General features: G+C 70.5%; 23 protein-coding genes. 13 read left to right on the forward strand and 10 right to left on the reverse strand.

Translation table 11 applies throughout. The features are described from left to right. Positions 1-3: 3 nt before the first annotated feature. Both ABZW96_RS22110 and ABZW96_RS22115 read left to right on the forward strand, forming a co-directional pair. A complete protein-coding gene (locus ABZW96_RS22110) occupies positions 4-1,608 on the forward strand; it encodes a protein kinase (RefSeq protein WP_355077243.1) in 1,605 nt (534 codons plus the stop codon). A gap of 33 nt (positions 1,609-1,641) precedes the next feature. Then, a complete protein-coding gene (locus tag ABZW96_RS22115) occupies positions 1,642-2,589 on the forward strand; it encodes a MerR family transcriptional regulator (RefSeq protein ID WP_355077245.1) in 948 nt (315 codons plus the stop codon). Here ABZW96_RS22115 and ABZW96_RS22120 read toward each other — a convergent pair. Together ABZW96_RS22120 and ABZW96_RS22125 are read right to left on the reverse strand one after the other, a co-directional pair. Then, positions 2,574-3,404 carry a GNAT family N-acetyltransferase gene (locus ABZW96_RS22120; protein WP_355077247.1) on the reverse strand — a complete coding sequence of 277 codons (831 nt, stop codon included), beginning with the start codon at positions 3,402-3,404 and terminating at the stop codon, positions 2,574-2,576. The genes ABZW96_RS22115 and ABZW96_RS22120 overlap by 16 nt on opposite strands. A gap of 84 nt (positions 3,405-3,488) precedes the next feature. Continuing rightward, positions 3,489-3,719: a hypothetical protein gene (locus tag ABZW96_RS22125; RefSeq protein ID WP_355077249.1), complete on the reverse strand. Its 231-nt coding sequence runs from the start codon at positions 3,717-3,719 to the stop codon at positions 3,489-3,491. Positions 3,720-4,068: 349 nt separating this feature from the next. Here ABZW96_RS22125 and ABZW96_RS22130 point away from each other — a divergent pair, with 349 nt between their 5' ends. Next, positions 4,069-4,497 (forward strand): hypothetical protein, encoded by a 429-nt coding sequence (locus ABZW96_RS22130; protein WP_355077250.1) that lies wholly within the window; start codon positions 4,069-4,071, stop codon positions 4,495-4,497. A 36-nt stretch (positions 4,498-4,533) separates the two neighbouring features. On the opposite strand, the gene ABZW96_RS22135 is transcribed toward ABZW96_RS22130, so the two are convergent. Together ABZW96_RS22135 and ABZW96_RS22140 are read right to left on the reverse strand one after the other, a co-directional pair. Then, a complete protein-coding gene (locus tag ABZW96_RS22135; RefSeq protein WP_355077252.1) occupies positions 4,534-5,658 on the reverse strand; it encodes an acyl-CoA dehydrogenase family protein in 1,125 nt (374 codons plus the stop codon). A 9-nt stretch (positions 5,659-5,667) separates the two neighbouring features. Then, positions 5,668-6,840 (reverse strand): acyl-CoA dehydrogenase family protein, encoded by a 1,173-nt coding sequence (locus ABZW96_RS22140; RefSeq protein WP_355077254.1) that lies wholly within the window; start codon positions 6,838-6,840, stop codon positions 5,668-5,670. 204 nt (positions 6,841-7,044) lie between these two features. Between ABZW96_RS22140 and ABZW96_RS22145 the strand changes: the two genes are divergently transcribed. Further along, entirely contained in the window at positions 7,045-7,755 is a 711-nt protein-coding gene (locus ABZW96_RS22145) for a hypothetical protein (RefSeq protein WP_355077256.1), read from the forward strand. A gap of 207 nt (positions 7,756-7,962) precedes the next feature. Here ABZW96_RS22145 and ABZW96_RS22150 read toward each other — a convergent pair whose 3' ends face one another. Then, positions 7,963-9,102 (reverse strand): epoxide hydrolase family protein, encoded by a 1,140-nt coding sequence (locus tag ABZW96_RS22150; RefSeq protein WP_355077258.1) that lies wholly within the window; start codon positions 9,100-9,102, stop codon positions 7,963-7,965. Positions 9,103-9,199: 97 nt separating this feature from the next. Here ABZW96_RS22150 and ABZW96_RS22155 point away from each other — a divergent pair, with 97 nt between their 5' ends. Next, on the forward strand, positions 9,200-10,180 hold the full coding sequence (locus ABZW96_RS22155; RefSeq protein ID WP_355077260.1) for a YafY family protein: 981 nt from the start codon (positions 9,200-9,202) through the stop codon (positions 10,178-10,180). A 300-nt stretch (positions 10,181-10,480) separates the two neighbouring features. On the opposite strand, the gene ABZW96_RS22160 is transcribed toward ABZW96_RS22155, so the two are convergent. Next, positions 10,481-11,389: a hypothetical protein gene (locus ABZW96_RS22160; RefSeq protein ID WP_355077262.1), complete on the reverse strand. Its 909-nt coding sequence runs from the start codon at positions 11,387-11,389 to the stop codon at positions 10,481-10,483. Between the two features lie 108 nt (positions 11,390-11,497). Here ABZW96_RS22160 and ABZW96_RS22165 point away from each other — a divergent pair, with 108 nt between their 5' ends. The 5 genes from ABZW96_RS22165 to ABZW96_RS22185 all read left to right on the forward strand — a co-directional run bounded on the left by ABZW96_RS22165 (position 11,498) and on the right by ABZW96_RS22185 (position 15,489). Further along, a complete protein-coding gene (locus ABZW96_RS22165; protein WP_355077264.1) occupies positions 11,498-12,211 on the forward strand; it encodes an alpha/beta fold hydrolase in 714 nt (237 codons plus the stop codon). A 33-nt stretch (positions 12,212-12,244) separates the two neighbouring features. Further along, a complete protein-coding gene (locus ABZW96_RS22170) occupies positions 12,245-12,679 on the forward strand; it encodes a hypothetical protein (RefSeq protein WP_355077266.1) in 435 nt (144 codons plus the stop codon). Next, on the forward strand, positions 12,672-13,982 hold the full coding sequence (locus ABZW96_RS22175) for a hypothetical protein (RefSeq protein ID WP_355077268.1): 1,311 nt from the start codon (positions 12,672-12,674) through the stop codon (positions 13,980-13,982). Before ABZW96_RS22170 ends, ABZW96_RS22175 begins: the two co-directional genes overlap by 8 nt. Next, positions 13,964-14,800, forward strand: coding sequence for an ESX secretion-associated protein EspG (locus tag ABZW96_RS22180; protein WP_355077269.1), 837 nt, complete (start codon positions 13,964-13,966; stop codon positions 14,798-14,800). The genes ABZW96_RS22175 and ABZW96_RS22180 overlap by 19 nt, the downstream gene beginning before the upstream one ends. A 164-nt stretch (positions 14,801-14,964) precedes the next feature. Then, positions 14,965-15,489: a gamma carbonic anhydrase family protein gene (locus ABZW96_RS22185; RefSeq protein ID WP_355077271.1), complete on the forward strand. Its 525-nt coding sequence runs from the start codon at positions 14,965-14,967 to the stop codon at positions 15,487-15,489. On the opposite strand, the gene ABZW96_RS22190 is transcribed toward ABZW96_RS22185, so the two are convergent. Together ABZW96_RS22190 and ABZW96_RS22195 are read right to left on the reverse strand one after the other, a co-directional pair. Next, positions 15,490-16,113, reverse strand: a complete 624-nt coding sequence (locus ABZW96_RS22190) for a phosphoribosyltransferase family protein (protein ID WP_355077273.1) — start codon at positions 16,111-16,113, stop codon at positions 15,490-15,492. 12 nt (positions 16,114-16,125) lie between these two features. Then, positions 16,126-16,980: a carbon-nitrogen hydrolase family protein gene (locus ABZW96_RS22195; protein WP_355077275.1), complete on the reverse strand. Its 855-nt coding sequence runs from the start codon at positions 16,978-16,980 to the stop codon at positions 16,126-16,128. Between the two features lie 62 nt (positions 16,981-17,042). Between ABZW96_RS22195 and ABZW96_RS22200 the strand changes: the two genes are divergently transcribed. Both ABZW96_RS22200 and ABZW96_RS22205 read left to right on the forward strand, forming a co-directional pair. Continuing rightward, a complete protein-coding gene (locus ABZW96_RS22200) occupies positions 17,043-18,833 on the forward strand; it encodes a DEAD/DEAH box helicase (RefSeq protein ID WP_355077277.1) in 1,791 nt (596 codons plus the stop codon). Positions 18,834-18,949: 116 nt separating this feature from the next. Beyond that, positions 18,950-22,327 carry an AAA domain-containing protein gene (locus ABZW96_RS22205; RefSeq protein ID WP_355077383.1) on the forward strand — a complete coding sequence of 1,126 codons (3,378 nt, stop codon included), beginning with the start codon at positions 18,950-18,952 and terminating at the stop codon, positions 22,325-22,327. On the opposite strand, the gene ABZW96_RS22210 is transcribed toward ABZW96_RS22205, so the two are convergent. Together ABZW96_RS22210 and ABZW96_RS22215 are read right to left on the reverse strand one after the other, a co-directional pair. Beyond that, complete coding sequence (locus ABZW96_RS22210) at positions 22,297-23,475, reverse strand: amino acid deaminase/aldolase (RefSeq protein WP_355077279.1); 1,179 nt, start codon at positions 23,473-23,475, stop codon at positions 22,297-22,299. The genes ABZW96_RS22205 and ABZW96_RS22210 overlap by 31 nt on opposite strands. Before the next feature lie 43 nt (positions 23,476-23,518). Next, positions 23,519-24,001: a TetR family transcriptional regulator gene (locus tag ABZW96_RS22215; protein ID WP_355077281.1), complete on the reverse strand. Its 483-nt coding sequence runs from the start codon at positions 23,999-24,001 to the stop codon at positions 23,519-23,521. Positions 24,002-24,417: 416 nt separating this feature from the next. Here ABZW96_RS22215 and ABZW96_RS22220 point away from each other — a divergent pair, with 416 nt between their 5' ends. Further along, positions 24,418-25,164, forward strand: a complete 747-nt coding sequence (locus ABZW96_RS22220; RefSeq protein WP_355077283.1) for a tyrosine-protein phosphatase — start codon at positions 24,418-24,420, stop codon at positions 25,162-25,164. Positions 25,165-25,170 lie beyond the last annotated feature (6 nt).

Here is a 25,170-nt window from a genome sequence, read left to right on the forward strand (position 1 = left end):
CCGATGCACCACACCGGCGAAGTCTTCGCGGGGTACACCATCGAACGCCTGCTCGGCCGCGGCGGGATGGGATCGGTGTACCTGGCCCGGCATCCGCGGCTGCCCCGGTTGACGGCGATGAAGCTGTTGAACCCGGACCTGTTCGACGACACCGAGTCCCGCACCCGCTTCGAGCGGGAGGCGGACCTCGTCGCACGGCTGGATCACCCGAACATCGTCACGGTGTTCGATCGCGGCGTCGAGGGCGACCAGCCGTGGATCTGCATGCGCTACATCGACGGCACCGACGCCGCGGCGCTGGACGCGTGGACGCTGCCGCCGCCACGGGCGGTGCAGATCATCGCCGAAACGGCCAAAGCGCTGGACTTCGCGCACAGCCGCGGCGTGCTGCACCGCGACGTGAAACCGGCGAACATTCTGCTGGAGCGCGTCGAGGGAGACCAGGAACGGGTCTTCCTCTCCGACTTCGGCATCGCCCGATTCCGGGACGACACCGGACGGCTCACCCAGACCGGCACCTTCACCGCCACCCTCGCCTACGCCGCGCCGGAGCAATTGTCCGGTGCGCCGCTGGATCACCGCGCCGACCAGTATTCGCTGGCCTGCACGCTGTTCCGGTTGCTGACCGGCACGGTGCCGTTCGACGCCACCAATCCGGTCGCGGTGATCCAGGGGCATCTCAACGCACCGCCGCCCGCGATCAGCAGGCTGCGGCCCGGATTGCCGGTGGCGCTGGACGGCGTGCTCGCCAAGGCGATGGCCAAGCACGCGGCCGATCGCTTCGACTCGTGCGGCGAATTCGCCGCCGCCGCGTGGCAAGCGCTGACCGCGCCCGCGGCGTGGCCCGCACCGAGTCATCCTCCGCTGCACGCGGAACCACCGCTCCCGAGCGCGGGCGGGGGCCTTCGTCCGCAGCGGCGTCCTGGACGGAGAGCGCGACTGGAGGCCGTGATAGGTCTGGTGCTGGCGCTGGGCCTGGCCGCTGCGCTCGCCGCGCCATCGTTCCACGACACCTCATCCGGCTCCGCCGCATCGACCACCACGGTGGCCACGCGGAACACCGACGCCACCACGCCGCCGACCGCCCAGCGCCCGACGACGAGCGTCTCGGCCACCGCGGACCGTGCCACCATCGGCGCCCGCGCGGCCGAGCTGAGCGCCGCGTTCCCGGACATGCTTCCGGAGACCTCCGCCCAGCGCCTGGTCCACTCCGGAACCGGGTACAACAAGGCGGGCTGTTTCGCCCACGCACCGGATTCCGCGACGACGCGCGACCACGAGGATCCGGATTTCGGCCCCTGGCTGGTGATGTGGAGCTGCTTCGGCGGGCCGAACAAGGCGTCTTTCGACTTCTACCTCTATGGCTCCCCGGCCGACGCGGAGGCCGCGCTAGCGGCGTTACCGGCCAACGACCGCGCGACCGCCACCAACAACGGCGGGCACAGCTACACGAATTACACCCTGCGCGACAGCCGGAACCTGCGGCCGCGAATGGTCACCGCCTTTTCCGCGGACCCGGGACGGGCCGCCATGCTGATGTACAGCGCCGGATTCATCGCCACCGAAGCCGAGTTCATGAATTGGTGGAAATCCGCGCCGCTGAATTGAGTTTCCCCCAGGGGGAGACGCGAGGGTAGGCACATGGACGACACCCGCTTCACCATCGGCGCCGTTGCCGAACGCACCGGCCTCAGCGTCAAGACGATCCGGTTCTACGCCGACAAGGGCGTCGTCCTGCCCACCGAAATCAGCCCCTCCGGCTACCGCCTCTACGATGTCCGCGCGCTGGCGGAACTGGATCTGGTGCGGACGCTACGCGTTCTCGGACTCGACCTGGCCACCGTCCGGCGCGTGCTCACCCACGAGCTCGCGCTGTCCGAGGTCGCCGCGGCACACGCCGACGCACTCGACACCCAGATCCGGATCCTGCGTCAGCGACGAGCGGTTCTGCGCGCGGTGGCCGGGCAGGGCTCGACCCCACAGGAGTTGGATCTCATGCACAAGCTCGTCACCTTGTCGGCTGCCGAACGTCATCGACTGATCGAGGATTTCGTTGAGGCGACCTTCGGCGGACTGGACGCCAACCCGGAACTCACCGAGTTGCTGCGCACCGCACTGCCGGACCTGCCCGACGATCCCGCACCCGGGCAGGTGGCCGCGTGGGTGGAACTGGCGGAACTTACCGCCGACACGGACTTTCGGGCGGCGATCCGGCGGATGGCCGAGTACCAGGCGCGCGAACGCGCCGAGGGCGATGCGACGGGTCTGCACCACGCACTCACCGAGGCCGTGCGCGACCGGGTCGAGGCGGCCATGGCGGCGGGTGTCACGCCCGGCTCTCCCGCGGCGGCCGAGGTGGTGGCCGACCTCGCCGCGCGTTACGCGGCCACGTTCGGCAGGCCCGACGATCGCGCGCTGCGCGAGTGGATGCTGGAACGCCTCGCGGTGGCCGATGACGAACGCGTGGAGCGGTACTGGCGGTTGCTCGCGGTGGTCAACGGCTGGGCCGCGCCGCCGAGCCTGACGCCGGTGTTCGCCTGGTTCACCGCCGCCCTGCGGGGCGTCCTGGCGGGCTACTCGAAGACGTAGTGCGCGAATTCGTGGGTCGGGTGGAAGCCGATCGCGCGGTAGATCCGGTTGGCCGTGGTGTTGTCGGTGTCGGCGAAGAGGCAGACCTCCAGGTTCTGGGCTCGCAGCTGCTTCGCGACGTGCGCGGTCACCGCGCTGGCGTACCCGTGTCCGCGGGCGTCCGGCGGGGTGTAGACCGGCCCGATCCGCGACCAGCCCTGGATCGGGATCTGATGCGCGGCAAGACTGACCGGTTGCCCGTCGCGTTCCCACAGCCACCACCGGCCCGCTTCGACGCGGCGCCGGATCGCGGCCTCGTCCAGTCCGGCCGCCATGCCGGACTCCGCGCGCATGGCCGCGAGCCAGTCGCCGCACAGGGCGACATCGGATTCCAGGGCGCGGCGTGGCGCTCCGGCTACGTCCGGGATCCGCAGCGCGCCGAGCCGGTGCAGCCGGGTGCGGTACGACTGCTGAAAATCTCTCCCCAGCAGTCCACACCAGTGCTGGGCGAAATCGGTCGCGTCCGCGACGACGCCCTCGACGCCCGCGCTTTCGGGGACGACCTCGGCCAGCGCGCGAGCCACCGCGGGAATGCCGTCGGGCGGTAGCGCGCCGAGGTACACGTCGCGACCGGACACGCGCATGGCGGCGCCTACCACCGCGGCATCCTCGCCGTGGACGGTAAGAAATCGCGATGGCTCAGCCGGGGCATCCATGCCCGTGACATGGTTGGCGACGCTCGTGGTGAGCACGGTGTGCCGCAGCGGATCGCGGAGCAGGAACGCCCCCGCGACCGAGCGGAACTCGGCGGCGTCGGTGGTGATCTCGATCCTCATACAGATCACGGTAGGCGCCTGAGATCTTGCGCGCCTTCGTTTCTCACGCCCGTCGCCGGGCCTGCGGGCGGCCGACCGGCCGGTTTACGGTCCGTCCGCTTCGCCGCCACCCGCGCGGAGTTTGAGCAGAACCAGTCCCGCGGTGCAGGCGAGAATGAGTCCGGCGACGGTGATTTCGACGTGCAGTCCGGCGATGCCGAGCACCGCCCCGACGAGTCCGCCGATGAAGATCAGCCAGGCGAGCGTCCGCGACACGATCGTGGACAGCGAGCGGCCCTGCTGGTTCGACGCGGGATGCTGTGCCGTTGCCGACACGGCATCTTCTGCGGCGCGGGACGAACCACGCCGCGACGCTGTCGAGTAAGCTCCCATCATCTACTCCTCGATGACGCCGGTCAGAGAACCACAATCACGTTCTCACACAACGTGTCTCTCATCCTTAAACCGGCGTCTCACGCGTAACTTTGCTCACACACGCTACGACTCCGGGACGCCGGAAGATAGCGACACGTGCCCACGACACGCCGAAGAGACCAATTCGATATCTGAATCAGAACTGTTTTAAATGCGCCGTCCGGCGCATACCCAGCGACCACTCGCCTCGCCGGACCGACCGGCCTCGAGTAAGGTGAGTCCACTCGATACACACCGAGGAGCGTCACCGTTGGAAAGCAGCAGGGCCAAGATCGCCGGTCCGGCGATCGCCGTAGGAGCGGTTTCCATCGGGCTCGTCCTGATCGGCGCCTGTGGCGTCGGTAAGCACGACACCTACGTGCCGCCCCCGCCGCTCAAGGCAGGCGAGTACGCCGAACCCGTTGTCCACGAGAACACCACCGGCTCGACGACCCCCAAGGTCGTCATCCCGCCGTCGCCCAGCTGGCGGATCGCACCGGCCGACCAGCGGCACCCCACCCCATTTTCGGGCTTCATGAGCAGCACCACCGCTGAGCCGTCCCCGGGAAATCCGCACGACGACCCCACGCAGGCGGCGCCCCCCGAGGAGCCGAGGCCGACGGCCGCGCGAGCGCCGGCGAGCGACTCGACGGACGAAGCGCCCACCCAACTGCGGACGACGCCGCGAGACGACGAATGACGCGGTGGTGCGCGAAACGCACCACCGCGGCACTCCTTACAGTTCGGGCAACTCGTAGTCGCCGACCCGCGAGCTGAGCACCCGCAGATGCTCGAGGCCGCTACCGAGGGTGCGCTCGATCGCGGTCAGCCGGGCCACGTAATGGCTCACCGGGTACTCCGCGGTGACGCCGATGCCACCGTGCATCTGGATCGCCTCCTGCCCGATGTGACGTGCCGCGCGGCCGACCTGCAGCCGTGCGCGCGACGCGATCACCGGATCGTCGGCCCCGTCCGCCAGCGACGCCGTGGCGTACAGGCTCATGCTGCGCGCCAGTTCCAGCGAGACGTACATGTTGGCCGCTCGCTGTGTGAGCGTCTGGAACTTCGACAGCGTGACACCGAACTGCTTGCGCTGCTTGAGGTAGTCGGTGGTCAGTCGCAGCGCCTCTTCCATCGCGCCGACCGACTCCGCGCACAGGCTCGCCTGCGCGTGGGTCAGCACCGACTCGATGGCCTCGGTCGCGTCCGCCGCGCCGAGCCGCTCGGCGGGCGCGTCGGTCAGCTCGACCTGCGCGCCGCGCTGGCCGTCCACCGTGCGGTAGGACTTGCGGACCACACCCGTCGCGTCCGGCGCAACCAGGAACAGACCGACGCCACCCTCGGGCAGCGCGGCGCTGACCACGAGTTCGTCGGCGCTGTCGCCGTGCGCGACGGGGTTCTTCACGCCGGTCAGCGTGTACGAATCGCCCTGCGCCGTGGCGGTGGTCGCCAGTTCCGCGGCCGGCCAGCGCACCCCGGGCTCGGCATGGGCGAAGGCCAGCAGCTTCGCACCCGAGGCCACCTCGGGCAGGATCCGCTGCCGCTGTTCGGCGCTGCCCGCCGCGGCTACCAGGCCACCGGGCACCAGCACCGCGTCCAGGATCGGTTCCGGCGCGAGCCTGCGGCCCACCTCCTCGAGCACGACCATGGTCTCCACCGGACCGGCGCCGACGCCGCCGTCCTCCTCGGTGAAACTCAGGCCGAGCACGCCCAGTTCGGCGAGCTGACGCCACACGTCGCGGCTCCAGCCCAGTTCGGAGTCCACCACCTTCAGACGTGATTCGGCGTCGTAGTTGCGCGCGAGCAGGTCACGGACCGTGTCGCGGAGCATGACCTGTTCATCGGTGAGATCGAAATCCATGGTTGCGCCTCACAATCCGAGGATCGTGGAGGCGATGATGGTGCGCTGCACCTCGCTGGAGCCTCCGTAGATGGTTGTCTTGCGGTAGTTCAGGTAGGAGGGGCCGCTGCGCTGCGCCCAGCCGGGCGAGGCGATGTCGTCCGCGCCCACCGGGATGGCGTCCGGTCCGGCGATGTCCAGCAGCAGCTCGGTGGCGGCCTGCTGGAGTTCCGAACCGCGCAGCTTCAGCACCGAAGAGGCCGGATTCGGCTTGCCGTCGGAGGAGTTGGAGACCACCCGCAACTGGGTGAGTTCCAGCGCGAGCAGCTCGTTCTCCAGTTCGGCGATCCGCGCCGCGAACACCGGGTCCTCCAGCAGCGTGCCGTTGCCCGACTTGATCTTCGCCGCGTACTGCTTCGCCACGCCGATCTTGACCTTGGTGCGGCCGACGCCGGTGATTCCGGTGCGCTCGTTGCCGAGCAGGAACTTCGCGTAGGTCCAGCCCATGTTCTCCGCGCCGACCAGCTGATCGGCGGGTACCCGGACGTTCTCGAAGAAGACCTCGTTCACTTCGTACCCGCCGTCGATCAGCTTGATCGGGCGGATGGTGACACCGGGCGACTTCACGTCGAACAGCAGGAAGGAGATGCCCGCCTGCTTCTTCGCCGCGCTCGGGTCGGTGCGCACCAGACAGAAGATCCAGTCCGCGTACTGGGCCAGCGTGGTCCAGATCTTCTGGCCGTTGACGATGTAGGAATCACCGTCGCGAACCGCCGTCGTGCGCAGCGACGCCAGGTCGGAGCCCGCGTCCGGCTCGGAGAAGCCCTGGCACCACCAGATGTCCAGTGCCGCGGTGGGCGGCAGGAAACGCTCCTTCAGCTCCTGCGAGCCGAAGTGGGCGATCACCGGGCCGACCATCTGCGCGTTGAACGTCAGCGGCTCCGGCACCGAGGCCAGCTGCATCTCGTCCTGCCAGATGTGGCGCTGCATCGGCGTCCAATCCTTGCCGCCCCACTCCACGGGCCAATTGGGCACCGCGAGGCCGTGGTCGTTGAGGATCTTGTGCGCGGTGACGATGTCGTCGCGGGTCAGCTCACGGCCGTCCCGGACGCGCTCGCGAATGTCGGCCGGGATCTCGGTCCGATAGAACTTGCGCAGTTCGTCGCGGAAGGCGACGTCGTCTGGGGACAAGGATAGTTTCATACGCATCTCCCTGCGTGTCTCGTACGTCCGAGTCCAAACTACCCCCCGGTAATCCTGCCCTGTCGACTGGATCACAGGTGCGGGACACACTCGCCGTTCGCGGCATCGGATTCCGCGCCGCTCCCCGGGACGGCGACCGGCGCGAGCTGGTACGTTGCTGCAGGTGGGCCGGGGGCCCACAGGGTTCGGTATCGAGGAGAACGAGTGAACGGCAGGACCATCGCACGCGCCGCGGCCGCCGCGGCATCCCTCGGCATCGGCGCGGTTCTCACCTTCTCCGCGCCCGCCACCGCCGAGCAGACCCAGGCGCCGGTGGACACCGGCCTGGCGCATCTGACCGACATCGCGGGGGCCGACCCGTCCGCACAGGAGGGCATCGCCGCGCTCACGCGCTACGCGGGCTTGATCGACGCCGCGCACCTGCGCGAGGTCTCCAGTGTGTTCACCCCGTTCTCCTACGCCGCGCCCACCTTCGGCTGCGGCAGCAACGGCCCGATCACCACGATCATCGCCGCCGCGACGACCGAGGGGACCGGCAACGGCCGTGACCTGAACGTGGAGCCCGGCGAGCTGCGGTTCAGCGCGACTCCTTCGCACTCCGGCGCTCCCCTGGCCTCCGGGCTCGTGGTCGCCTGGGTGAACGTGAACACCGGCGCCAGCGGCATCGACCCGCTCGACGACGTGACCGAGTACCGCCAGCCCACGCTGTCCAAGACGGTCCGCAGCGGTCCCGGCACGGTGCTCGCTTCGATGTGGGGCATCATCGACTACCCGTTCGCCCACTGTGTGATGACTCCCACCGTGGGACTTTTCACGGTGCCGGACAACCCGCCCCCGCCGCCTTCGGCTCCTGCGCCCAACCCCGCCCCTGCTCAGCCCGCGCCGAGCGGCTCCGGCGGCGAACCCACCCCGTAGCAACGTTTCGTCGCTGACGGCCGACCGTCGTGCCCGGCCCCGACCGTCCCAGGCCCGGCCGCTCGATGCGACCGCGCCGTCGCGTCGGTAATCGAACGGCCAGGATGGCCCGATCCGCCGCATGGACTCCCGCCACCCGTCGAGCAACCGGGCACCGGCTGCTCCACGCATCGCCGAACCGACCGCGTGCCGGGCAGGTGCCTCTCCCTATCGGACGGCGGCGAAGAACGCGCGGATGTCGGCGACGTGCGCGTCCGGGCGTTCCATCGCGATGAAGTGGTTGCCCGTGTTGCCCTCCGGCCAGTGCACGATGGTGTTGTCGCGCTCGGCGAGCCGCCGCATCAGCGCGGAGCCGCCGCCGTACGTGCCGGTCGGCACCGCTTTCTGTCCCTTCGGCCAGGTGAACCCGCCTTCGCCGAGGCCGTTGTACATCGGCCAGGACGACGAGGCCGCCGTGCCGGTGAACCAGTACAGGCTGACGTTGGTCAGCAGCTGATCGCGGCTGATCACGTCCTCCACCCGGTCGGCGAGCGGGGCGAACTCGGTGAACTTCTGCATCAGCCAGGCGAGCAGGCCCACCGGTGAATCGGTCCACGCGTGGGCGAAGGTCTGCGGGGCGGGGCGCAGCAGGACGTGATGGTCCACGCCGCCGGTCATCCACTGCTGCATGAGGTCCCACTCGGCACGTTCGTCCGGCGTCATGGTGGGCACGTCCGCTTCGGTGGGCATCCCGATCCCGCCGTCGAGGTGCACGCCGATCACCCGGTCCGGCGCGGCGATGGCGAGTTCCGGCGCGACGTAGGCGCCGAGATCGCCACCCTGTGCGCCGAAGCGCCGGTAGCCGAGCCGATCCAGCAGGGTCAGCCACATCCCGGCCACTTTCGCCGGTGTCATGCCTGGCTCGCGCGGCCCGTCGGAGAAGCCGAAGCCCGGCACCGAGGGCACCACGACGTGGAAGGCCTGCGCGGGATCGAGTCCGTGCGCACGCGGATCGGCGAGCGGGCCGATGGTCCCCGCGAATTCGGCGAACGAGTTCGGCCAGCCATGGGTGAGGATCAGCGGCGTCGCGTCCGGTTCCGGCGAACGCACATGCAGGAAGTGCACGTCCAGCCCCTCGATGCGCGTCTTGAACTGCGGGAACTCGTTCAGCGCCGCTTCCTGTGCCCGCCAGTCGAATCCGGTCCGCCAGTTCTCGGCCAGCTCGCGCAGATAGTCGACCGGCACGCCGCGATCCCAGCCCGTGCCCGGCAGCTGGGCGGCCCAACGGGTGCGAGCGAGCCGATCGTGCAGGTCGTCCAGGTCGGACTGCGGAATCTCGATGCGGAACGGGCGAATGGCGGTGGTCATCGGTACGCCTCCTCGGCGGTCGGTGCTGCGGTACAGCGATGACGTTAAGCAGCATCTAGGACCGAACAAGTCCTAGATTTCCGGCATCATCTGATTCGTGAACGACACTCCCGCCCGACTGCTTCGCCTGCTGTCGCTGCTCCAGACGCCACGGGAATGGCCGGGCAGCGAATTGGCCGAACGCCTCGGTGTCACCGACCGCACGGTGCGCCGCGACATCGATCGGCTGCGCGAACTCGGCTATCCGGTGACCGCGACGCTCGGCGCTGCGGGCGGATACCGCCTCGCGGCGGGCACGGCGATGCCGCCGCTGCTGGTCGAGGACGACGAGGCCGTCGCGATCGCGGTCGGGTTGCGTGCCGCCGCCGGGTCCGCGGTGGCCGGGATCGAGGAGGCGTCGGTCCGGGCGCTGGCCAAGGTGGAGCAGGTGCTGCCCGCGAAGTTGCGACGCAGGGTGCGGGTACTCGCCGTCGCGCTGACCCCGCCCACCGCCGACGGGCCCACGGCCGACCCCGAGGTGCTCGCCACGCTCGCGGCGACCGTGACCAACCGGGAGCGGGTGCGTTTCGCCTACCGCGACGAGGCGGGCGGCGAGACCAGGCGCAACACCGAGCCGGTCGGCCTCGTACCCGCCCGGCGGCGCTGGTATCTGGTCGGCTACGACCTCGATCGGGCCGGCTGGCGGGTCTACCGCGTCGACCGGATCGACCGTCCGCAGCCCACCGCCGCCCGCTTCTCGCCGCGTGCGCTACCCGCCGCCGATGCCGCCGCCTACGTCGCGGGCCGCCGCACCGACTGGGGCACACCGTCCTTCCGGCTCCGAGTGACCGTCCACACCTCCGCCGACCGTGTCACGGGGCGGCTGAGTGAAAGCCCCGGCGATGTCGTCGCGATCGACCCGGACACCTGCCGGATCGACGCCCGGCGCGACGACGCGCCGGAATGGTTGGCTCACCGGCTGCTCGCGCTGGGAGCGGACTTCGAAGTCCACGAGCCTCCGGAACTCATCGCCCATCTGCGGGCCATCGCTGACCGCGCCGAGCGCGCGATCAACCCACGGCAGGGACCTATGATCTGAGCTCGCCGGTCCCGTATGCCGATGACAGCATTACCGGCCGCTTGCACAAGCAAGACGTAATCAAAACCTCTGCCGGACAGCATATTCACCTCGCTGCGGTGTGTGGACCGCGCGTTCGGTGCCGGCTCGTGGACACGCGGTCCTCCTGGCCCTGCGGCGCGATACCCGCGCGGCCGGATTGCCGGGCGCGCCGACACGGTGCCGCCGATCGATGTGGAGATGGACGCCGCTTCGCTCCCCTCTTCGCGCGGATACCGCGACGGCGCCGAAGCCTGTGATCCCGACGACGGCGGCTCGACCTCAGCGAGAGAGCTGGATTCGGAGGAGAGCGCCGGATTCCGTGCTCGCCGTCAATTCGTCCGGACGGCCTGGGACGGCGGCGACCGCGGTGAGCGGCTGGCCGTTGAGCACGGCGCAGGTAGCGCCGGAGGTCGGATCGACGCGGATCAATTGGCCGGTGAGGGTGGTGACGTAGAGGATGCCGCTCGGATCGGCCAGAAGATCGTCGGCGAAATCCGGGAGACCGGCCAGTTGCGAGGACAGGTCGGCGACGGTGCTGCGGGACGCGGGCGCGTCGAGCGGGATGCGAACGATCCGGCCGAGCGGGCCGCCGTTGGCGGTCACGTAGAGCACGCCGTCGTGCACGACCGCGCCGTTGGCGGCCAGTCCGGCCAGCGGTGCCGCCCACTCGGTGTCGAGGGAGGCGTCGGGACGGACCTTGATCACGCCGGAGAGGGTCGCGACGTACAGGTTGCCGCTCGGGTCGAACGCCGCGCCGTTGGGCATCGGGAAGCCGGAGACGAAGACCTCCGGCTTCGGCACGGCCGCCGCCGGATCGAATCGGAGCACGCCGCCGGGACGGACGACGCTGACCGGCGCGTCACCGTAGACCACGTACAGCAGTCCGTCGGGACCGAGCCGCACCGCGCCGGGGAACTCCACCGGAACAGTCGCCGTGAGATTGCCGGCGGTGTCGTAACGCTGCACCTCATTGCGGTAGAGCCGCGATACCCACAGATTGCCCTGCGCGTCGTAGCCCAGGTTCTCCGCCCAGTCGAGCACCGGCACTCGCGCCGCGACGGCCGTGACCGCCACCGCGGGGTCGCAGGCGATGGATGGCGCGGCGCCCGCGCCCGGCGCGAGCACTCCGGTGAGGGCCAGCGCCACGGCGGACAAGAGGAAGGCGCCTCGACGGCGGAGAGTTCGCAACGCGGGCACCTCGGGCTCCGGTAGGTATGAGTCGCCGCGGATCTTAACCGTTTCCGGCGCGGAATCGCGCGGTCCCACCCGCGACACGATCTTTGGCACTATCGGTGGATGCCATTCTTCGACGGCGCGCGCGGCCGGATGCACTATCGGCGGTGGCCGATCGAACACCCGCGTTACACCGTGGTCCTGCTGCCCGGAATCGGCCAGCACAGCGGCCACTACCACCGCTTCGCGCGCGGTCTGCGCCCCGCCGGTGAGGTATGGGCGCTGGACACCGCCGGGCACGGGTTGAGCGAGGGCGATCCGGAACGGCCCGGCACGCTCGCCGAGCTGGTGGCGGACGCGGTGCGGCTGGTCGAGCTGGCTCGTGGCGACCGGCCGCTGATCCTGATGGGCCACTCGCTCGGCGCGGTGACCGCGCTGGGCATGCTCGGGGCCGCCGTGCCGGAGTCGACCGATGCCGCAACGGGTTCGACGGTGCTGGACCGGAACTATCCACTGCGGCCCGCCCTGCCCTCGGACGCGCTGGCGGGCCTGGTGCTGTCGGGCGTCCCGAAACGCGCACTGGGCGGCGGGGCGCCGGGCGCGCCGGGAACGCCCCTGCCGCAGCGTCTTCCGGTGCTCGCGGTGCACGGCGTGGACGACCGGCGCGCGCCGATCGATGCGATCAGGGTCTGGACTAGCCGCCACGAATCGGTAGATTTACGGGAGTACATCGACGCCGGGCACGACCTGCTGCACGAGCCGGTGCACGCGCGGGTCACTGCCGACATCGCGGATTGGATGCAGGGTGTCGTCGTGGGGTTGGCACGACATCCGTAACCGCACTTCGGACGAGGAAGGGGGACGGCGCAGATGCCATCGCAAGAGAACGGGTTCGGCGGAGAGCCGCGCGCGGAAGTCACCGCACCCGGCGTCGACATCGCCGCGCTGAACCGAGCGGTCGACGACGGCTCGCTGTGGATCGACGGCCTCCTGGTCGCCGACGGCGCGCACGAACGGTGCGCGCGCCAGTACGAGTTGCTCGCCGATCGGGTCGACGAGCAGATCCGCATTCTGAGCGCCGCCACCGCGTTGCCCGGCTTCGGCGGATTCGCCTCCGGCGACGCGCTGCGCGCCGGTTTCGAGCGCAAGGCCGACGGCGCGATCACCCGACTGAACGAATACGCCGCCGCCGCGCGAGAACTCGCCCAGACCTTCCGCGCCGCGGCCGCCGTTTACCAGCAGGCCGACGAGGCGCTCGCGCAGGCGGTCGAACGGGTCGACGTGACGGGAGCCGCGCATGCGTGAGATGCCGCGCGCCGGGCAGCGGGCCACCCACCGGCGCACCGATCCCGCCTACGCGCCGAACGTCGAAGTGTTCGACAACCTCGCCCACGACGAGATCCACGCAAAGGTCCAGTTGCTGAACCCGGCCGTCCTCGCGGGCGGCGAGCAGGCGTGGAGCGACGCGGCAGCGCACCTGGCCGACGCGGTCTTCCAGGCGCACACCGAGATCCGCGCGGCCATCGCCGACGGCTGGCGCGGCTCCGCCGCCAAGAGCGCGGACGCGGTGGTGCGCGTATTCGAACAGAGCGGCCAAGACCTGGCCGACGTGTTCGCGGTCGTCTCGCAGCGCCTCGGACAGGCGAGCGACGCGGCGGAGGCGCTGCGCGCCGCGGTGACCGAGCCGTCCACCGGCGCACCGGATCTGGGGGCCGCACTGCTCGATCCGTCCCGGGCGACCAGCAATGTCGATGGGCAGAAGGCGAGCGAGCACGCCCGTCAGGACGTCGTGCGCGCGATGAACGACATCTACGCGGGGGTTTTCGTGCGCACCGGCACCGACGTGCCCGCGTTCCCCGACGAATCGGATCAATCGGCCGCCCCGGCTCCCACCGCCACGCCGACGAGCAAGATCGTCGGGACAACCCAGGTCGCACCCGACGCGCAGCCCACTTCGCTCGGGACGCACGCGCCGAAGCCGATCCACACGGTGGAGCAGAGCGTCTCGGCGACGTTCACCGATTCGACACCCGCCGACGAGACGCCCGCCACGTCCGCCGCCGCTGCCGCCGTGCCGACGACCGGCGCCGCGGTCGCGGACGAGACACCGGCCCCGGCCGCGCCACGAGTCGCACCCGCCGCCACGGCGGCGCTCTCGACGGTTGCGGCCGCCTCGGTTCTCCGCACCGCGCCCCCCACCGGATCGCCGGGTCCGGCGACCGCGCCCGCCTCGGCGACGAGCGAGCCGACGACGCTGCCCGCCGTGCCCGGCGTCGGCGGCCAGGTTCCGTCCGAAGAGCAGCGCAAGCGCGACGAGCGGCGAAAGCACGACGACAGCTCCGACGCGGCGGTCACCGGTCTCGGCGCCGGAGCGATGGGTGGCCTGATGGGTGGTGCGGTGGCCGCCGTCGACACCCCGCGCGGCGGTTCGAGTGTGGCCGCGAACGCCGCGAACGCACGCTTGGCGCCGATCGATGACGAGGACGACGAGTTCGACCTCGATGATCTCCCCACGTTCCTCGAGCCCTCCGACGACGGCGGCGAACTCATCGGGTCGCTCGATCCGACCACACCGCCTGTGCTCGGCGAATGGACCGAGTACGAGTGAACTGGACGCTGACCCCGGATCAGTTCGCGCTGGCCTGGTCACGCACCGATGGGGATCGCATTCCCTATCCACTCGCCGTGCGCCTTTCGGCGCGCGACACCGCGGAACGCACCGCGCAGCTTCCCGCGCTCGACCGCTGGTGCGCTCAGGTGCTGGACGCGGATCTGGAAGCGGCGCTGCGCATCCTCGCCCAGCCGGACCTGCGCGTCGAGGTGTTCGGTCAACGTGACGCGGCGTCAGAACCGCCGTCGCGCGAGAACGGTGGACCACGCCCACCGGCAATCGACACCGGGCGGCAATCCGAGGCGCGACCGATCCGTATCCTCGGCGCCGCCGCCGGGAACATCGCGGTGGTCGCCGCGCAACGCCCCGGTGCGACGCCCGATCGCGGCGGCGACGTGCGATTGTTCGCGGGCAGCTCGAAAACCCTGTGCCCGCGGATCGTCTCGATGCTCCCGGAGAACAATCCCGGCATGCTGCCGCGCCTGACCGCTCCCCTGTCCCAGGTCGGCGAGGACAGCCGCAACCTGGTCACCGTTCCGGTCGCGGGCCCGTCTATTCCGTCCCGGATCCGCAAGCTGCTCCGGCAGCCGCGTGAAGGCATCGGCCAGATGGTCGTCTCCGCGCGCCGCGGCGTGGGCGAACCGCGCCCGTTCGGCGTGCTGTGCTGGATCGACGTGGTCGCCGACGGCCGATACGCGGTGCGCACCGGCACGGACGTCGACATCGTCGCGGTGACCGCCGAGCGTTTGGCCGCCCAGCTGCGACCGCTCGTCGCCGCGGCCGCGCGCACCTCGACGGCCTACGCCGGGCGCTGAGCGGCGCGCAGACCCGACGCGAGTCCGACCCCGGCCCCGGCACACCGACCGGCCGCGACGAGCGGGGGCGCGCCACCCTGTCCGCATCGGATCCGTCGCTGAGCCACGCGGCAGATGCCTGACACCGCTCCGGTTGGCGCCACGGGACCATTTACGGTGTTCGAGTGCCACTCTACGAATTCGAAGGCAAACGTCCGCAGGTCGACCCGACCGCGTTCGTCGCGCCGACGGCGACCCTGATCGGCGACGTCCGGGTCGAGGCGGGCGCCTCGATCTGGTACGGCGCGGTGCTGCGCGCGGATCTGGCGCCGATCGTCATCCGGGAACGCGCCAACATCCAGGACAACGCGGTGCTGCACGTGCCGCCGGATGTGCCGATGGAGATCGGGCCCGGCGCGACGATCGCGCACAGCGTGGTGTTCCACGGCGCCGCGGTCGGCGCCGAGGCCATCGTCGGCAACGGGACCACGGTGCTGGACCTGGCCAAGATCGGGGCGGGCAGCATGATCGCCGCCCACTCGCTGGTGCCACCGGGGGCGGAGATCCCCGACGGCGTGCTCGCCGCCGGTTCCCCCGCCGAGGTGAAACGGCCGATCGAAGGCACCCAGGCGCAGATGTGGGTGCGGCTCAACCCGGGCTTCTACGCGGACCTGGCGCAGCGCCACCGCACGGGTATCACCGAGATCTGATCAGCACAGCAGCGCGGTGACCTCCGCGTCCTCGAGCTGGTGGAAATCGCGGTAGGCGCCGCCGACGCCGCCGAGCGAGCGCGGCACCCACGGGCAGACCGCCTCGTCGGCCTCGTCGGTGACCCGGCGCATCGCCTCGGTCGAGGAGACGGGGACGGCGGCGACGACGCGCGCGGGCCGGTGCAGGCGCGCGACCCGGCAGGCGGCCACGACCGTGGCGCCGGTCGCCATACCGTCGTCGACGATCACCACCGTGCGACCTGTCAGCGGGATCGGCCGCGACGCACCGCGCAGCACCTGCCTGCGCCGCTCCAGCTCGGCCCGCTCCCGCGCCTCGATCGAGTCGACCTTCTTGGGCGTTATCCCGGTGTGCGCCAATACATCCTGATTGAGCACCCGGACCCCGTCCTCCCCGATGGCGCCCAGCGCCAGCTCGGGCTGCCACGGCACACCCAGCTTGCGGACCAGCAGGATGTCGAGGTCACCGCCGATCACCGCACGCACCGCGGCGGCCACCGGAACTCCACCGCGCGGCAGCCCGAGCACCAACGGGTCCGACGCGCGTAGGTGTTCCAGATGCGCACCCAGCGCGTGACCCGCCGAGGTCCGATCGGTGTAGACCATCGATTCCGAACGCTACTCCGGTCCACGCTCGGTGATCGCGAATCGACGCAAGGCAAGACTCGGGTTGGTCGTGCGCACCTTGCTCAGGTACGCCAGGTCGATTCCGGCGGTCAGCACGCCCGGTTCGTCGCCGAGTTCGGCGAGCACCGCGCCGGCCGGGTCCACGATCATGGACGCGCCCGCGCCCCGGGGAGCGGCCTGGTCGGCGGCCGCGACGTAGACGGTGTTCTCGATCGCCCGCGCCCGCACCAGCGTGGTCCACTGGTCGACCTTGCCCGGTCCCGGGATCCACTGGGCAGGCAGCAGCAGCACCTGCGCGCCCGCCGCGGCGACCCGGCGCACGCCCTCCGGGAAGCGCAGATCGAAACAGGTCTGCATGCCGAATGTGATATCGCCGACGGTGAAGGTGGCGGGCGCCTCGATCGCGCCCGGCTCGACCACATCGGATTCGAGGTGGCCGAAGGCGTCGTAGAGGTGCACCTTCCGGTACCTGGTGACGAGGGAACCGTCGGGGCCGAGCACGACGAGGGTGTTGCGAATCCGGTCGCCGCCTGGCGCGACCTGTTCCACCGTTCCGGCGACCAGGAACACGCCGAACTCGCGGGCGATCGCGCCGAGGCCGGTGACGAACGGGCCGGTCAGCGGCTCGGCGACGGCGACGACCCGCTCATCGAGCCGGGTCACGGCGAACATCGAGTATTCCGGTGCGACGACCACGCGCGCGCCCCGTTCGCGCGCCGTGCGCACGTGTTCGCGCACCGCGGCCAGGTTCTCCGCGGGGGCGGTCGAAGGGGCGAACTGGACGACCGCCACGTCCAGCTGATCCGGCGTCGCATCCCGATGCGCGGGCGAGTTGTCCAGTTGCATAGATCTCACCGTATTGGGGCGGTGGCCGGGACGACCAGCAGGAGGCAGTAAACTGCTGCTCAATGAGCACCAATCAGGTCGACAGCGTTCCTGGCGACGACGACAGGGACATTGACGGCCCGTCCTTCGCCGATCTGGGTATCGATGACCGCATTCTGGCGGCCATCGCCGATGTCGGTTACGAATCGCCCTCGCCGATCCAATCCGCGACGATTCCCCCGTTGCTCTCCGGCGCCGACGTCGTCGGTCTCGCGCAGACCGGCACCGGCAAGACCGCCGCGTTCGCCATCCCGATCTTGATGGGGCTCGAGGCCACCGGTCGCAGCCCCCGCGCCCTCGTGCTCGCACCGACCCGTGAACTCGCGATCCAGGTCGCCGAGGCGTTCGGCCGCTACGCCGCGCACATTCCCGGCCTGCACGTGCTGCCCATCTACGGCGGGCAGAGCTACGGCGTGCAGCTGTCGGGGTTGCGCCGCGGCGCGCACGTCGTGGTCGGCACGCCGGGCCGGGTGATCGATCACCTGGAGAAGGGCACGCTCGACCTGTCGCAGCTGCAGTATCTGGTGCTCGACGAGGCCGACGAGATGCTGAAGATGGGCTTCCAGGAGGACGTCGAGCGCATCCTCGCCGACACGCCCTCCGACAAGCAGGTGGCGCTGTTCTCCGCGACCATGCCCGCCGCGATCCGCAAGATCTCCAAGCAGTACCTGCACGATCCGGTGGAGATCACGGTCAAGGCGAAGACCTCGACGGCCACCAACATCACCCAGCGCTGGGTGCTGGTGTCGCACCAGCGCAAACTGGACGCGCTCACCCGGGTGCTCGAGGTCGAGTCGTTCGAGGCGATGATCATCTTCGTCCGCACCAAGCAGGCCACCGAGGAACTCGCCGAGAAGCTGCGCGCGAGAGGGTTCTCCGCGGCGGCGATCAACGGCGACATCGCGCAGAACCAGCGCGAGCGCACCATCGGCCAGCTCAAGTCCGGCGCGCTGGACATCCTGGTCGCCACCGACGTGGCCGCGCGCGGGCTGGACGTGGACCGCATCTCGCACGTGGTCAACTACGACATCCCGCACGACACCGAGTCCTATGTGCACCGTATCGGCCGCACCGGACGGGCCGGGCGCAGCGGCGAGGCGCTGCTGTTCGTCGCGCCGCGCGAGCGGCATCTGCTCAAGGCGATCGAGCGGGCCACCCGCCACCCGCTCACCGAGATGCAGCTGCCGAGCGTGGAGGACGTCAACGCCCAGCGCGTCGCCAAGTTCGGCGATGCCATCACCGAGAACCTCACCTCGTCGAATCTCCCGCTGTTCCGCAAGCTGATCGAGGATTACGAGCGCGAGCACAACATCCCGCTGGCCGACATCGCCGCGGCGCTGGCGGTGGGCTCCTACGACGGCGACAACTTCTTCATGGAGCCCGAGCCGGAGCCGGTGGAGCGCCCGCAACGCGACCGGACTCCGCGCGAACGTCCCGCTCGCCGCTTCGACGAGGACCGGCAGAGCGCCTCGCACCACCGTGCCACCGGAACCGAGCTGGCGACCTACCGGATCAGTGTGGGCAAGCGGCATCGCGTGGTGCCCGGCGCCATCGTCGGCGCCATCGCCAACGAAGGCGGCCTGCGCCGCAGCGACTTCGGGCACATCAGCATCCGCCCCGACCACAGCCTGGTGGAACTGCCCGCGCAGCTGCCGGATGAAACGCTGGAAGCGTTGCGGCGCACACGGATCAGTGGTGTGCTCATTCAGCTGCAACTGGATCAGGGTGCGCCGCAGCATCGCACGTTCAGCCGCGGCCAGCGCCGGGAGCGCGAGGGCGGCAAGCGGCCGGAGCGCCGTAAGCCGCGTTCCTGAGCCGGGCAGGGTACGTCGAGGTCAGACGCGCTAGCTACAGTGTTGCGGTCCGTGTGTAATTCGGCGCACGCCTGCAGCGGGTGTCCCGCGAAGACACAGGAGGGCCGCGTTTGTTCGTGTTCGGTGATCGTGTCGTCTGCACCGCCGTCGATCTCGTCCGCGCGGCGCACTGCGAGTTCGCCCTGCTGCGCGCCCTCGACGCCGAACTCGGCACCATCCCGGCCGACCCCGGCAGCGCCGTATCGGGGTACGAACCCGCTCCGGGAACCGATGACGTCCGTCGACGCCTGCTCGACGACTACCGCGCGCGGTTCGGCGGCGCAATGGTCGAGATCGACCGCCCCCCGGACGAACCGGGCGAACCCGGCCGCCATGTCGCGGCGTTGACCGCCGCGCACGCCGACACGGTCGCCGCGCTGCGCTCCGGCGCGCACGTGGTGCACGGCGCGACCTTCTTCGACGGCCGATTCCATTGCTCCGCCGACTTTCTGGTGCGAGCCGAACATCGGGTCCGCTACACCGTGCACGGCATCGCGTCCACGACCGCCGATCGGGTGGCCGCCGCGCTCGAACTGGCCGCCTGCGCCGAGGCACTCGACCATTCGGGCGCGCTCACCGCGCCGCTGGTCCGGCTGCATCTCGGCACGGAGAGCAGCGCCGGAGCGCTGAGCGAGCTGCTTCCGCTGTATCGGGCGCGCAGGAGCCGGGTGGAGCGCATCGTGGACGAGAAGCTCGGCGAACTGCTGCCCGTGCAGTGGGGCGATCCTCGTTATCTCGCCTGCGGCCGCTGCCGCACCTGTGTCGATGCCCTCTCCGCCGCGCGCGACCTGCTGCTCGTGGCCGGCATGCCGCCCGCCGCCCGCGCCCGGCTGCGCGAAGCGGGGGTGAACACCATCGATCGGCTGGCCACCACCGAGAGCTCGGTGCCCGGCGTGCCGCCGCGCACCGTTTCCGCGCTGCGCCGCCAGGCGCAAACCCAGCTGCGCCGCGAAGTTTCGGGCGAGCCGACCTACGCGGTGCTCGACGCGACCGTGCTCGGGGCGCTGCCCGCGCCTTCCCCCGGCGATCTCTCGCTCACCGTCTCGGGCGGCGGACGGACTCCGCTCGTCGTCGAGGTCGGCGGCCCGGACACGGTGCACCTCTCGTTGCGCGGACCGAGCGGTTCGAGCGAGCCCGGCCGCGCCGCGGCCGCCGAACGCCGCGTGCTCGAGCAGGCGCTCGATTACCTGACCCAGCGCCGCCGGATCGATCCGGATCTGCACGTCTACCACTACTCCGCGGCGGTGCGGACGGCACTGCTGCGCTGCACCGGACGGCACGGGGTCAACGAGGAACTGGTCGACGAACTGCTGCGCGAGGGCGTTCTGGTCGATCTGTATCCGATCGTCCGCGGCGCGCTGCTCATCGGCGAGTCCTCCTACCGGCTGAGCGGCCTGCGCCGACTGCTTCCCGGTGCGACCGATCCGGCTGCCGCGGAACACGATTGCCACACGGTGCTGCGGTTGCGCGACTGGCTGCTCGATCGCGCGGCCGAGCAACGCATCGCCACCCGGACCCGGACTCCGGACGCGCGGTCCACCTCAGCGGTCGCCGGAGAGCCCGCACCGCCGTCGTCCCGGCCGTCGTCGCTGGAGGCCGCGCTCGCGGAATACGCCGCCGCGCAGGGCGATCCGCTGCATCCGGCCGCGTTGATGGCCGCGACGCTCGGCTACCACCGGCGCGAGCGGCAGCCGCTGTGGTGGGCGCACGCCGACCGGCTCAGTCATCCGGTGGAGGAATGGGCGCAGGCCCCGGGAGTGCTGGTCGCCGACTGGGGCACCGTCGACACCAAGTGGCATCGCCGCCCCGACCGCCCGGGGATGCGGCGTTATCTCACCTTGACCGGACGGATCGGCACCGGTTCCAGCGGCGCCCCCGGCCCGAGCGCGCTGACCCCGGGTACCGCCGTCTACACCTTCTACGATCAACCGATGCCGGCCGGCATGGTGACCGATGCGGGGCAGCGGGCGACCGCTACCGCGACGGTGCTCGGCTGCTCGGTGGACGCCGAATTCGACGACACCGTCCGGCTGGAGGAATCGCTGCCGGAGGGCTGCGAACCCTACGACGAACTGCCCTCGGCGATCGCGCCGGGCCTGCCGGACTGGGATGAGAACGCCGAACTGGCGATCGAACTCGCGGCGCAGCAATTGCTGATGACCTTGCCGGAAACGCCGCGTACGGCCGTGTTCGACATCCTCGCGCGCCGCCCGCCCCGGCTGCACGGCGACGTCCGGTTGCCCGAGGTGCACGGCGACTACGCCGCGGCGATCACCGCCGCGCTGTGCGCTCTGGATCACTCCTACGTCGCGGTGCAGGGTCCGTCGGGCACCGGGAAGACCGCGACCGCGGCCCGGGTGCTGGAGCGGCTGATCACTCGGAACAAGTGGCGGATCGGCATCCTCGCGCAAACACCCGCCACCGTGGAGAACCTGCTCGACGCGGTGGTGCGGGCGGGTGTGCTGCCGGAACTGGTCGCCAAGAAGGACGCGGCGACCGTCGCACCTGAGTGGGTGGTGATCGACGCCGCCCGCTACCCGCGATTCCTGGACAATGCGATCAGCGGCTGCGTCCTCGGCGGCGAACCGGCCGATTTCGCGAACGAGGATCTGGTGCCCCGCGCGGGCCTCGACCTGCTCGTGATCGCCGACGCGGGCCGCTTCCCGCTGGCCGAGACGGTGTCCGTCGCGGAGTGTGCGCGCAATCTGTTGCTGCTCGGCGATCCGGTGGCGTCCACCGCGCGCGGCGCGCATCCGGCCCCGGTCGGCGAATCGGTGCTCGGCTGGCTGGCGGACGGACGCCAGACCTTGCCCACCGAGCGCGGCTACTTCCTGGACCGCACCTGGCGGATGCACCCGGCGGTGTGCGAACCCGTCTCCCGCCTGTACTACGACGGCCGCCTGCGCGCCAGCGAGACGGTCACCCTGGCCCGGAAACTGCACGGCGAGGACCCCGGGGTGGACACCGTCCTGGTGGACCACTACGGCAACGCCACCGAGTCGCCCGCGGAAGCGCGCGAAGTGGTGCGCCGGGTCCGCGCGCTGCTCGGCATGTCATGGACCAGCGGCGCGACCACGCGCAGGCTGCACCCCCACGACATCTTCGTGGTCGCTCCGTACGCCGCTCAGGTGGGACGCATCCGGACGCTGCTGGCCCGCGCGAAGATCGAGGACGTCCTGGTGGGCACGCCGGATCGCTTCCGCGGCCGGGAGGCGGCGGTGGTGCTGCTGTCCATGACCACCTCCTCCCCCGCCGACGCGCCCTACGGCATGCCGTCGCTGCTGTCGCGCGGGCTGATCCACGCGCTGTGCCGGGCCATGTGGAAGGCGATCGTCATCCGCTCACCGCTGCTCACCGAATACCTGCCCGCGAACCCGGACGAACTCGCCGATCTGGGCGCGTTCCTGCGGCTGACCGGCGCGGGTCAGCCGAAGCAGGCGCCCTCGCCTCGATAGGTCGGCGCGCTGACGCGGGAGCCGTCCTCGTCGACCAGATGCACGGTGTCGAATCGCTCGCACAGTTCACCGGCCTTCGCGTGCCGGAACCACACCCGGTCGCCGATCCGCAGTTCCGCGGCGCCGGACAGCGGGGTCTGCACTTCGCCAGCGCCCTCGGTGCCGATCAACTTCAACCCGCGCGGCCACACCGGTTTGGGCACCCGCGACCGCCCTGCGGGGCCGGAGGCGATGTACCCGCCCGCGAAGACGGTGGCGATGTCGGTGGCGGGACGCCGCAGCACGGGCATCGCGAAATACAGCGACGGTCTGGGCGTGAAGGACCGGTAGCCGTCGAACAACGTCGGCACGTACAGCCCGGACCCGGCGGTCACCTCGGTGACGTCCGGATCGGCGACGCTGACCTCGATGGATCCGCTGCCGCCGCTGTTGACGATCTCGAGTTCGCCGGTCACCGACCGGACCGCGGCGAGCACCTCGGCCCTGCGCTTGCGGATCTCCGCCGCGGACGCCCGCTTCACAAGGCGCACCGCGAGATTGGCGTCCGGGAGCCCCGCGATCTGCGCCTCGTACGTCATCACGCCCACCACGTCGAAGCCTCGCCGCCGGGCCTCGCCCGCGAGCGTGGCCGCTTGCTGCGGCGTGCGAACAGGGGAACGCCGCACGCCCAGGTGCAGCGGGCCGATCCGCAGGGAGGCGTCCACGTCGAGGCAGACACGTGGCCGCACGCGATCGGAGCCGACGGCGGCGCGGATCAGGTCGAGTTGCGCGGCGTCGTCGATCATCAGCGTGATGGAGCGCAGCGCGATGTCGTCGGCCGCCAGTTCGGCCAGCGCGGCGCGGTCCACGCTCGGATAGCCGAGCAGGACATCGCGCGCCCCGTGGCGCACGAGCCAGAGCGCCTCGCGCAAGGAATAGGACATGATGCCCGCGAAGCCGCCCGCCGCGGTGAGATCGGCGCCGAGGACTTCGGCGAGCACGGCACGGCAGCGCACGGATTTGCTGGCCACCCGCACCGGTGTGCCACCGGCTCGCCGCACCAGATCGGCGGCGTTCGCGCGCAGGGTGGACAGGTCGAGGGCGGCCAGCGGCGGGTCGAGTTCGGCGGTGGCCGCATGCAGCCCCGCGATCGGCGACGTCTCGGTCACCCGGACAACTCAACCACCAAGTTGGTCAAACGTCCAGTATTTGTCAGAGCTCCGCGGCCTTGGCGGCCAGACCGCTGACCATCTCGTCGAGCACCACCAGCATGGTCTCGTCGTTGCAGTCGGCCAGCCAGCGCAGCACCGTGCCCTGCACGATCGACACGACATTGCAGGCGATCGCCTCCACCGGCTCCAGCCACTGGGTTCCGGACAACTCGGCACACATCTCCAGGAACGCGGTGACTTCCGCGTCCTTCTCCTGGTAGAACTCCGTGGCGATCGGATCGGGGAAGCAGTCGGCCTTGACCGCCCAGCGGGCGCGCAGCGCCTGCAGGGTCATCTCATACGACCTGATCTGCCTCTCCGGCGTGGCCTTGACCAGCGGCCAGTAGGCGCTGACTCCCGCGTGCAGCAGCACGCGCAGCGCACGGAGGCCTTTGTAGTCGACCGTGGCCGCCGCCGCTTCGACCGCCTCGATGACGGCAGGTCGTAGCCGGATTTCTGTTATCACTTCTCCACGTGCGCTCAACGACGACTCCCTCTCGGCGAAAGAACTCACGCACCTGCGTCGGCGCGACTCGCTGAACAGGGCGGACAACATCGGGAAACACCTGAGCTGCCCGGTCCAACATTCACCAATGGTAGAGCGTTTCCGGGGTTTGAGAACGGGTTCGATGGGTAATTTCAGACTGAAAGAATGTTTTGTTACCCAACCGCGATCGGTATGCGATCGGGCCGTGTCACCCGGAAATCGCGCTATGACGGTGGATCTCGGCGGCGCTCGACCACTCGGCAGACCGTTGACAACGGTACGGTCCTGGTGCCGAGCAGCCCAAATCCTGTGGCGAATCCCACAGTGAAACCTCTCAAAACGGTCAGCTTATCGTGGGAGGTTCGATCCGCTACCGACACCTGTTCGTTCCGCGCTGCGGATAGCCTGGATCGGTGACTCTCTCGCCCCCCGCCGACCAGTACTTCCTCTCCGGCACGTTCAATTTCCGCGACACCGGCGGGCTGCGCACCGACGACGGCGCCAAGGTCCGTCCCGGCGTCCTGCTGCGCTCGGCGCAACTGAGCGGACTCGACGACGCGGGCCACGCCGCGCTGCGCGACCTGGGCGTCAGCGCCGTCCACGACCTGCGCGGACAGCGCGAGATCGACCACATCGGCGCCGACCGGCTGCCCGCGGACGTCCGGCTGAGCATCACCCCGTTCGACTCGCGCATGGCCGAGGCGCCGCCACACGAGGCGACCGCGCAGACCGCCTACACGCACATGCTCGAGGTCTACCGGATGTTCCCGGCACTTCCCGAGGCGCATGCCGCCATCGCGTCCCTCGCCGAGTCCGTCCTGCGCGGCGACGGCGCCGTGCTGGTGCACTGCGCGGCGGGTAAGGATCGCACCGGGTGGGCCGTCGCCACGCTGCTGCGCGCGGTCGGCGTCACAGAGACCGACGTGCAGGCCGACTACCTGCTCAGCAACGGAGCCGTCCCGGCGCTGCGCGCGCTCATGACGGCGAAGCTGCTCGGCGGTGAGGAACTCTCCATCGACCTGCTCGGCGTGCGGGAGGAATACCTGGACATCGCCACCGCCTCGATGCGCGAGTTGCACGGCGGCCTGGACGGCTATCTCGCGACGATCGGACTGACGCCCGACCTGCTCGGGCGGCTGCGCGAGCGAATGCTGGAGTGAGACAGG

Origin of the sequence: Nocardia sp. NPDC004168, assembly GCF_040610355.1 — a bacterium.
GTDB classification, from domain to species: domain Bacteria; phylum Actinomycetota; class Actinomycetes; order Mycobacteriales; family Mycobacteriaceae; genus Nocardia; species Nocardia sichangensis.

Coding starts and splice junctions, on each gene's coding strand:
- ABZW96_RS22170 (WP_355077266.1), top strand. CDS start 12,245: ATGCCATCGCAAGAGAACGGGTTCGGCGGAGAGCCGCGCGCGGAAGTC.
- ABZW96_RS22195 (WP_355077275.1), bottom strand. CDS start 16,980: ATGCAACTGGACAACTCGCCCGCGCATCGGGATGCGACGCCGGATCAG.
- ABZW96_RS22190 (WP_355077273.1), bottom strand. CDS start 16,113: ATGGTCTACACCGATCGGACCTCGGCGGGTCACGCGCTGGGTGCGCAT.
- ABZW96_RS22165 (WP_355077264.1), top strand. CDS start 11,498: ATGCCATTCTTCGACGGCGCGCGCGGCCGGATGCACTATCGGCGGTGG.
- ABZW96_RS22110 (WP_355077243.1), top strand. CDS start 4: ATGCACCACACCGGCGAAGTCTTCGCGGGGTACACCATCGAACGCCTG.
- ABZW96_RS22140 (WP_355077254.1), bottom strand. CDS start 6,840: ATGAAACTATCCTTGTCCCCAGACGACGTCGCCTTCCGCGACGAACTG.
- ABZW96_RS22180 (WP_355077269.1), top strand. CDS start 13,964: ATGGACCGAGTACGAGTGAACTGGACGCTGACCCCGGATCAGTTCGCG.
- ABZW96_RS22150 (WP_355077258.1), bottom strand. CDS start 9,102: ATGACCACCGCCATTCGCCCGTTCCGCATCGAGATTCCGCAGTCCGAC.
- ABZW96_RS22175 (WP_355077268.1), top strand. CDS start 12,672: ATGCGTGAGATGCCGCGCGCCGGGCAGCGGGCCACCCACCGGCGCACC.
- ABZW96_RS22135 (WP_355077252.1), bottom strand. CDS start 5,658: ATGGATTTCGATCTCACCGATGAACAGGTCATGCTCCGCGACACGGTC.
- ABZW96_RS22115 (WP_355077245.1), top strand. CDS start 1,642: ATGGACGACACCCGCTTCACCATCGGCGCCGTTGCCGAACGCACCGGC.
- ABZW96_RS22120 (WP_355077247.1), bottom strand. CDS start 3,404: ATGAGGATCGAGATCACCACCGACGCCGCCGAGTTCCGCTCGGTCGCG.
- ABZW96_RS22200 (WP_355077277.1), top strand. CDS start 17,043: ATGAGCACCAATCAGGTCGACAGCGTTCCTGGCGACGACGACAGGGAC.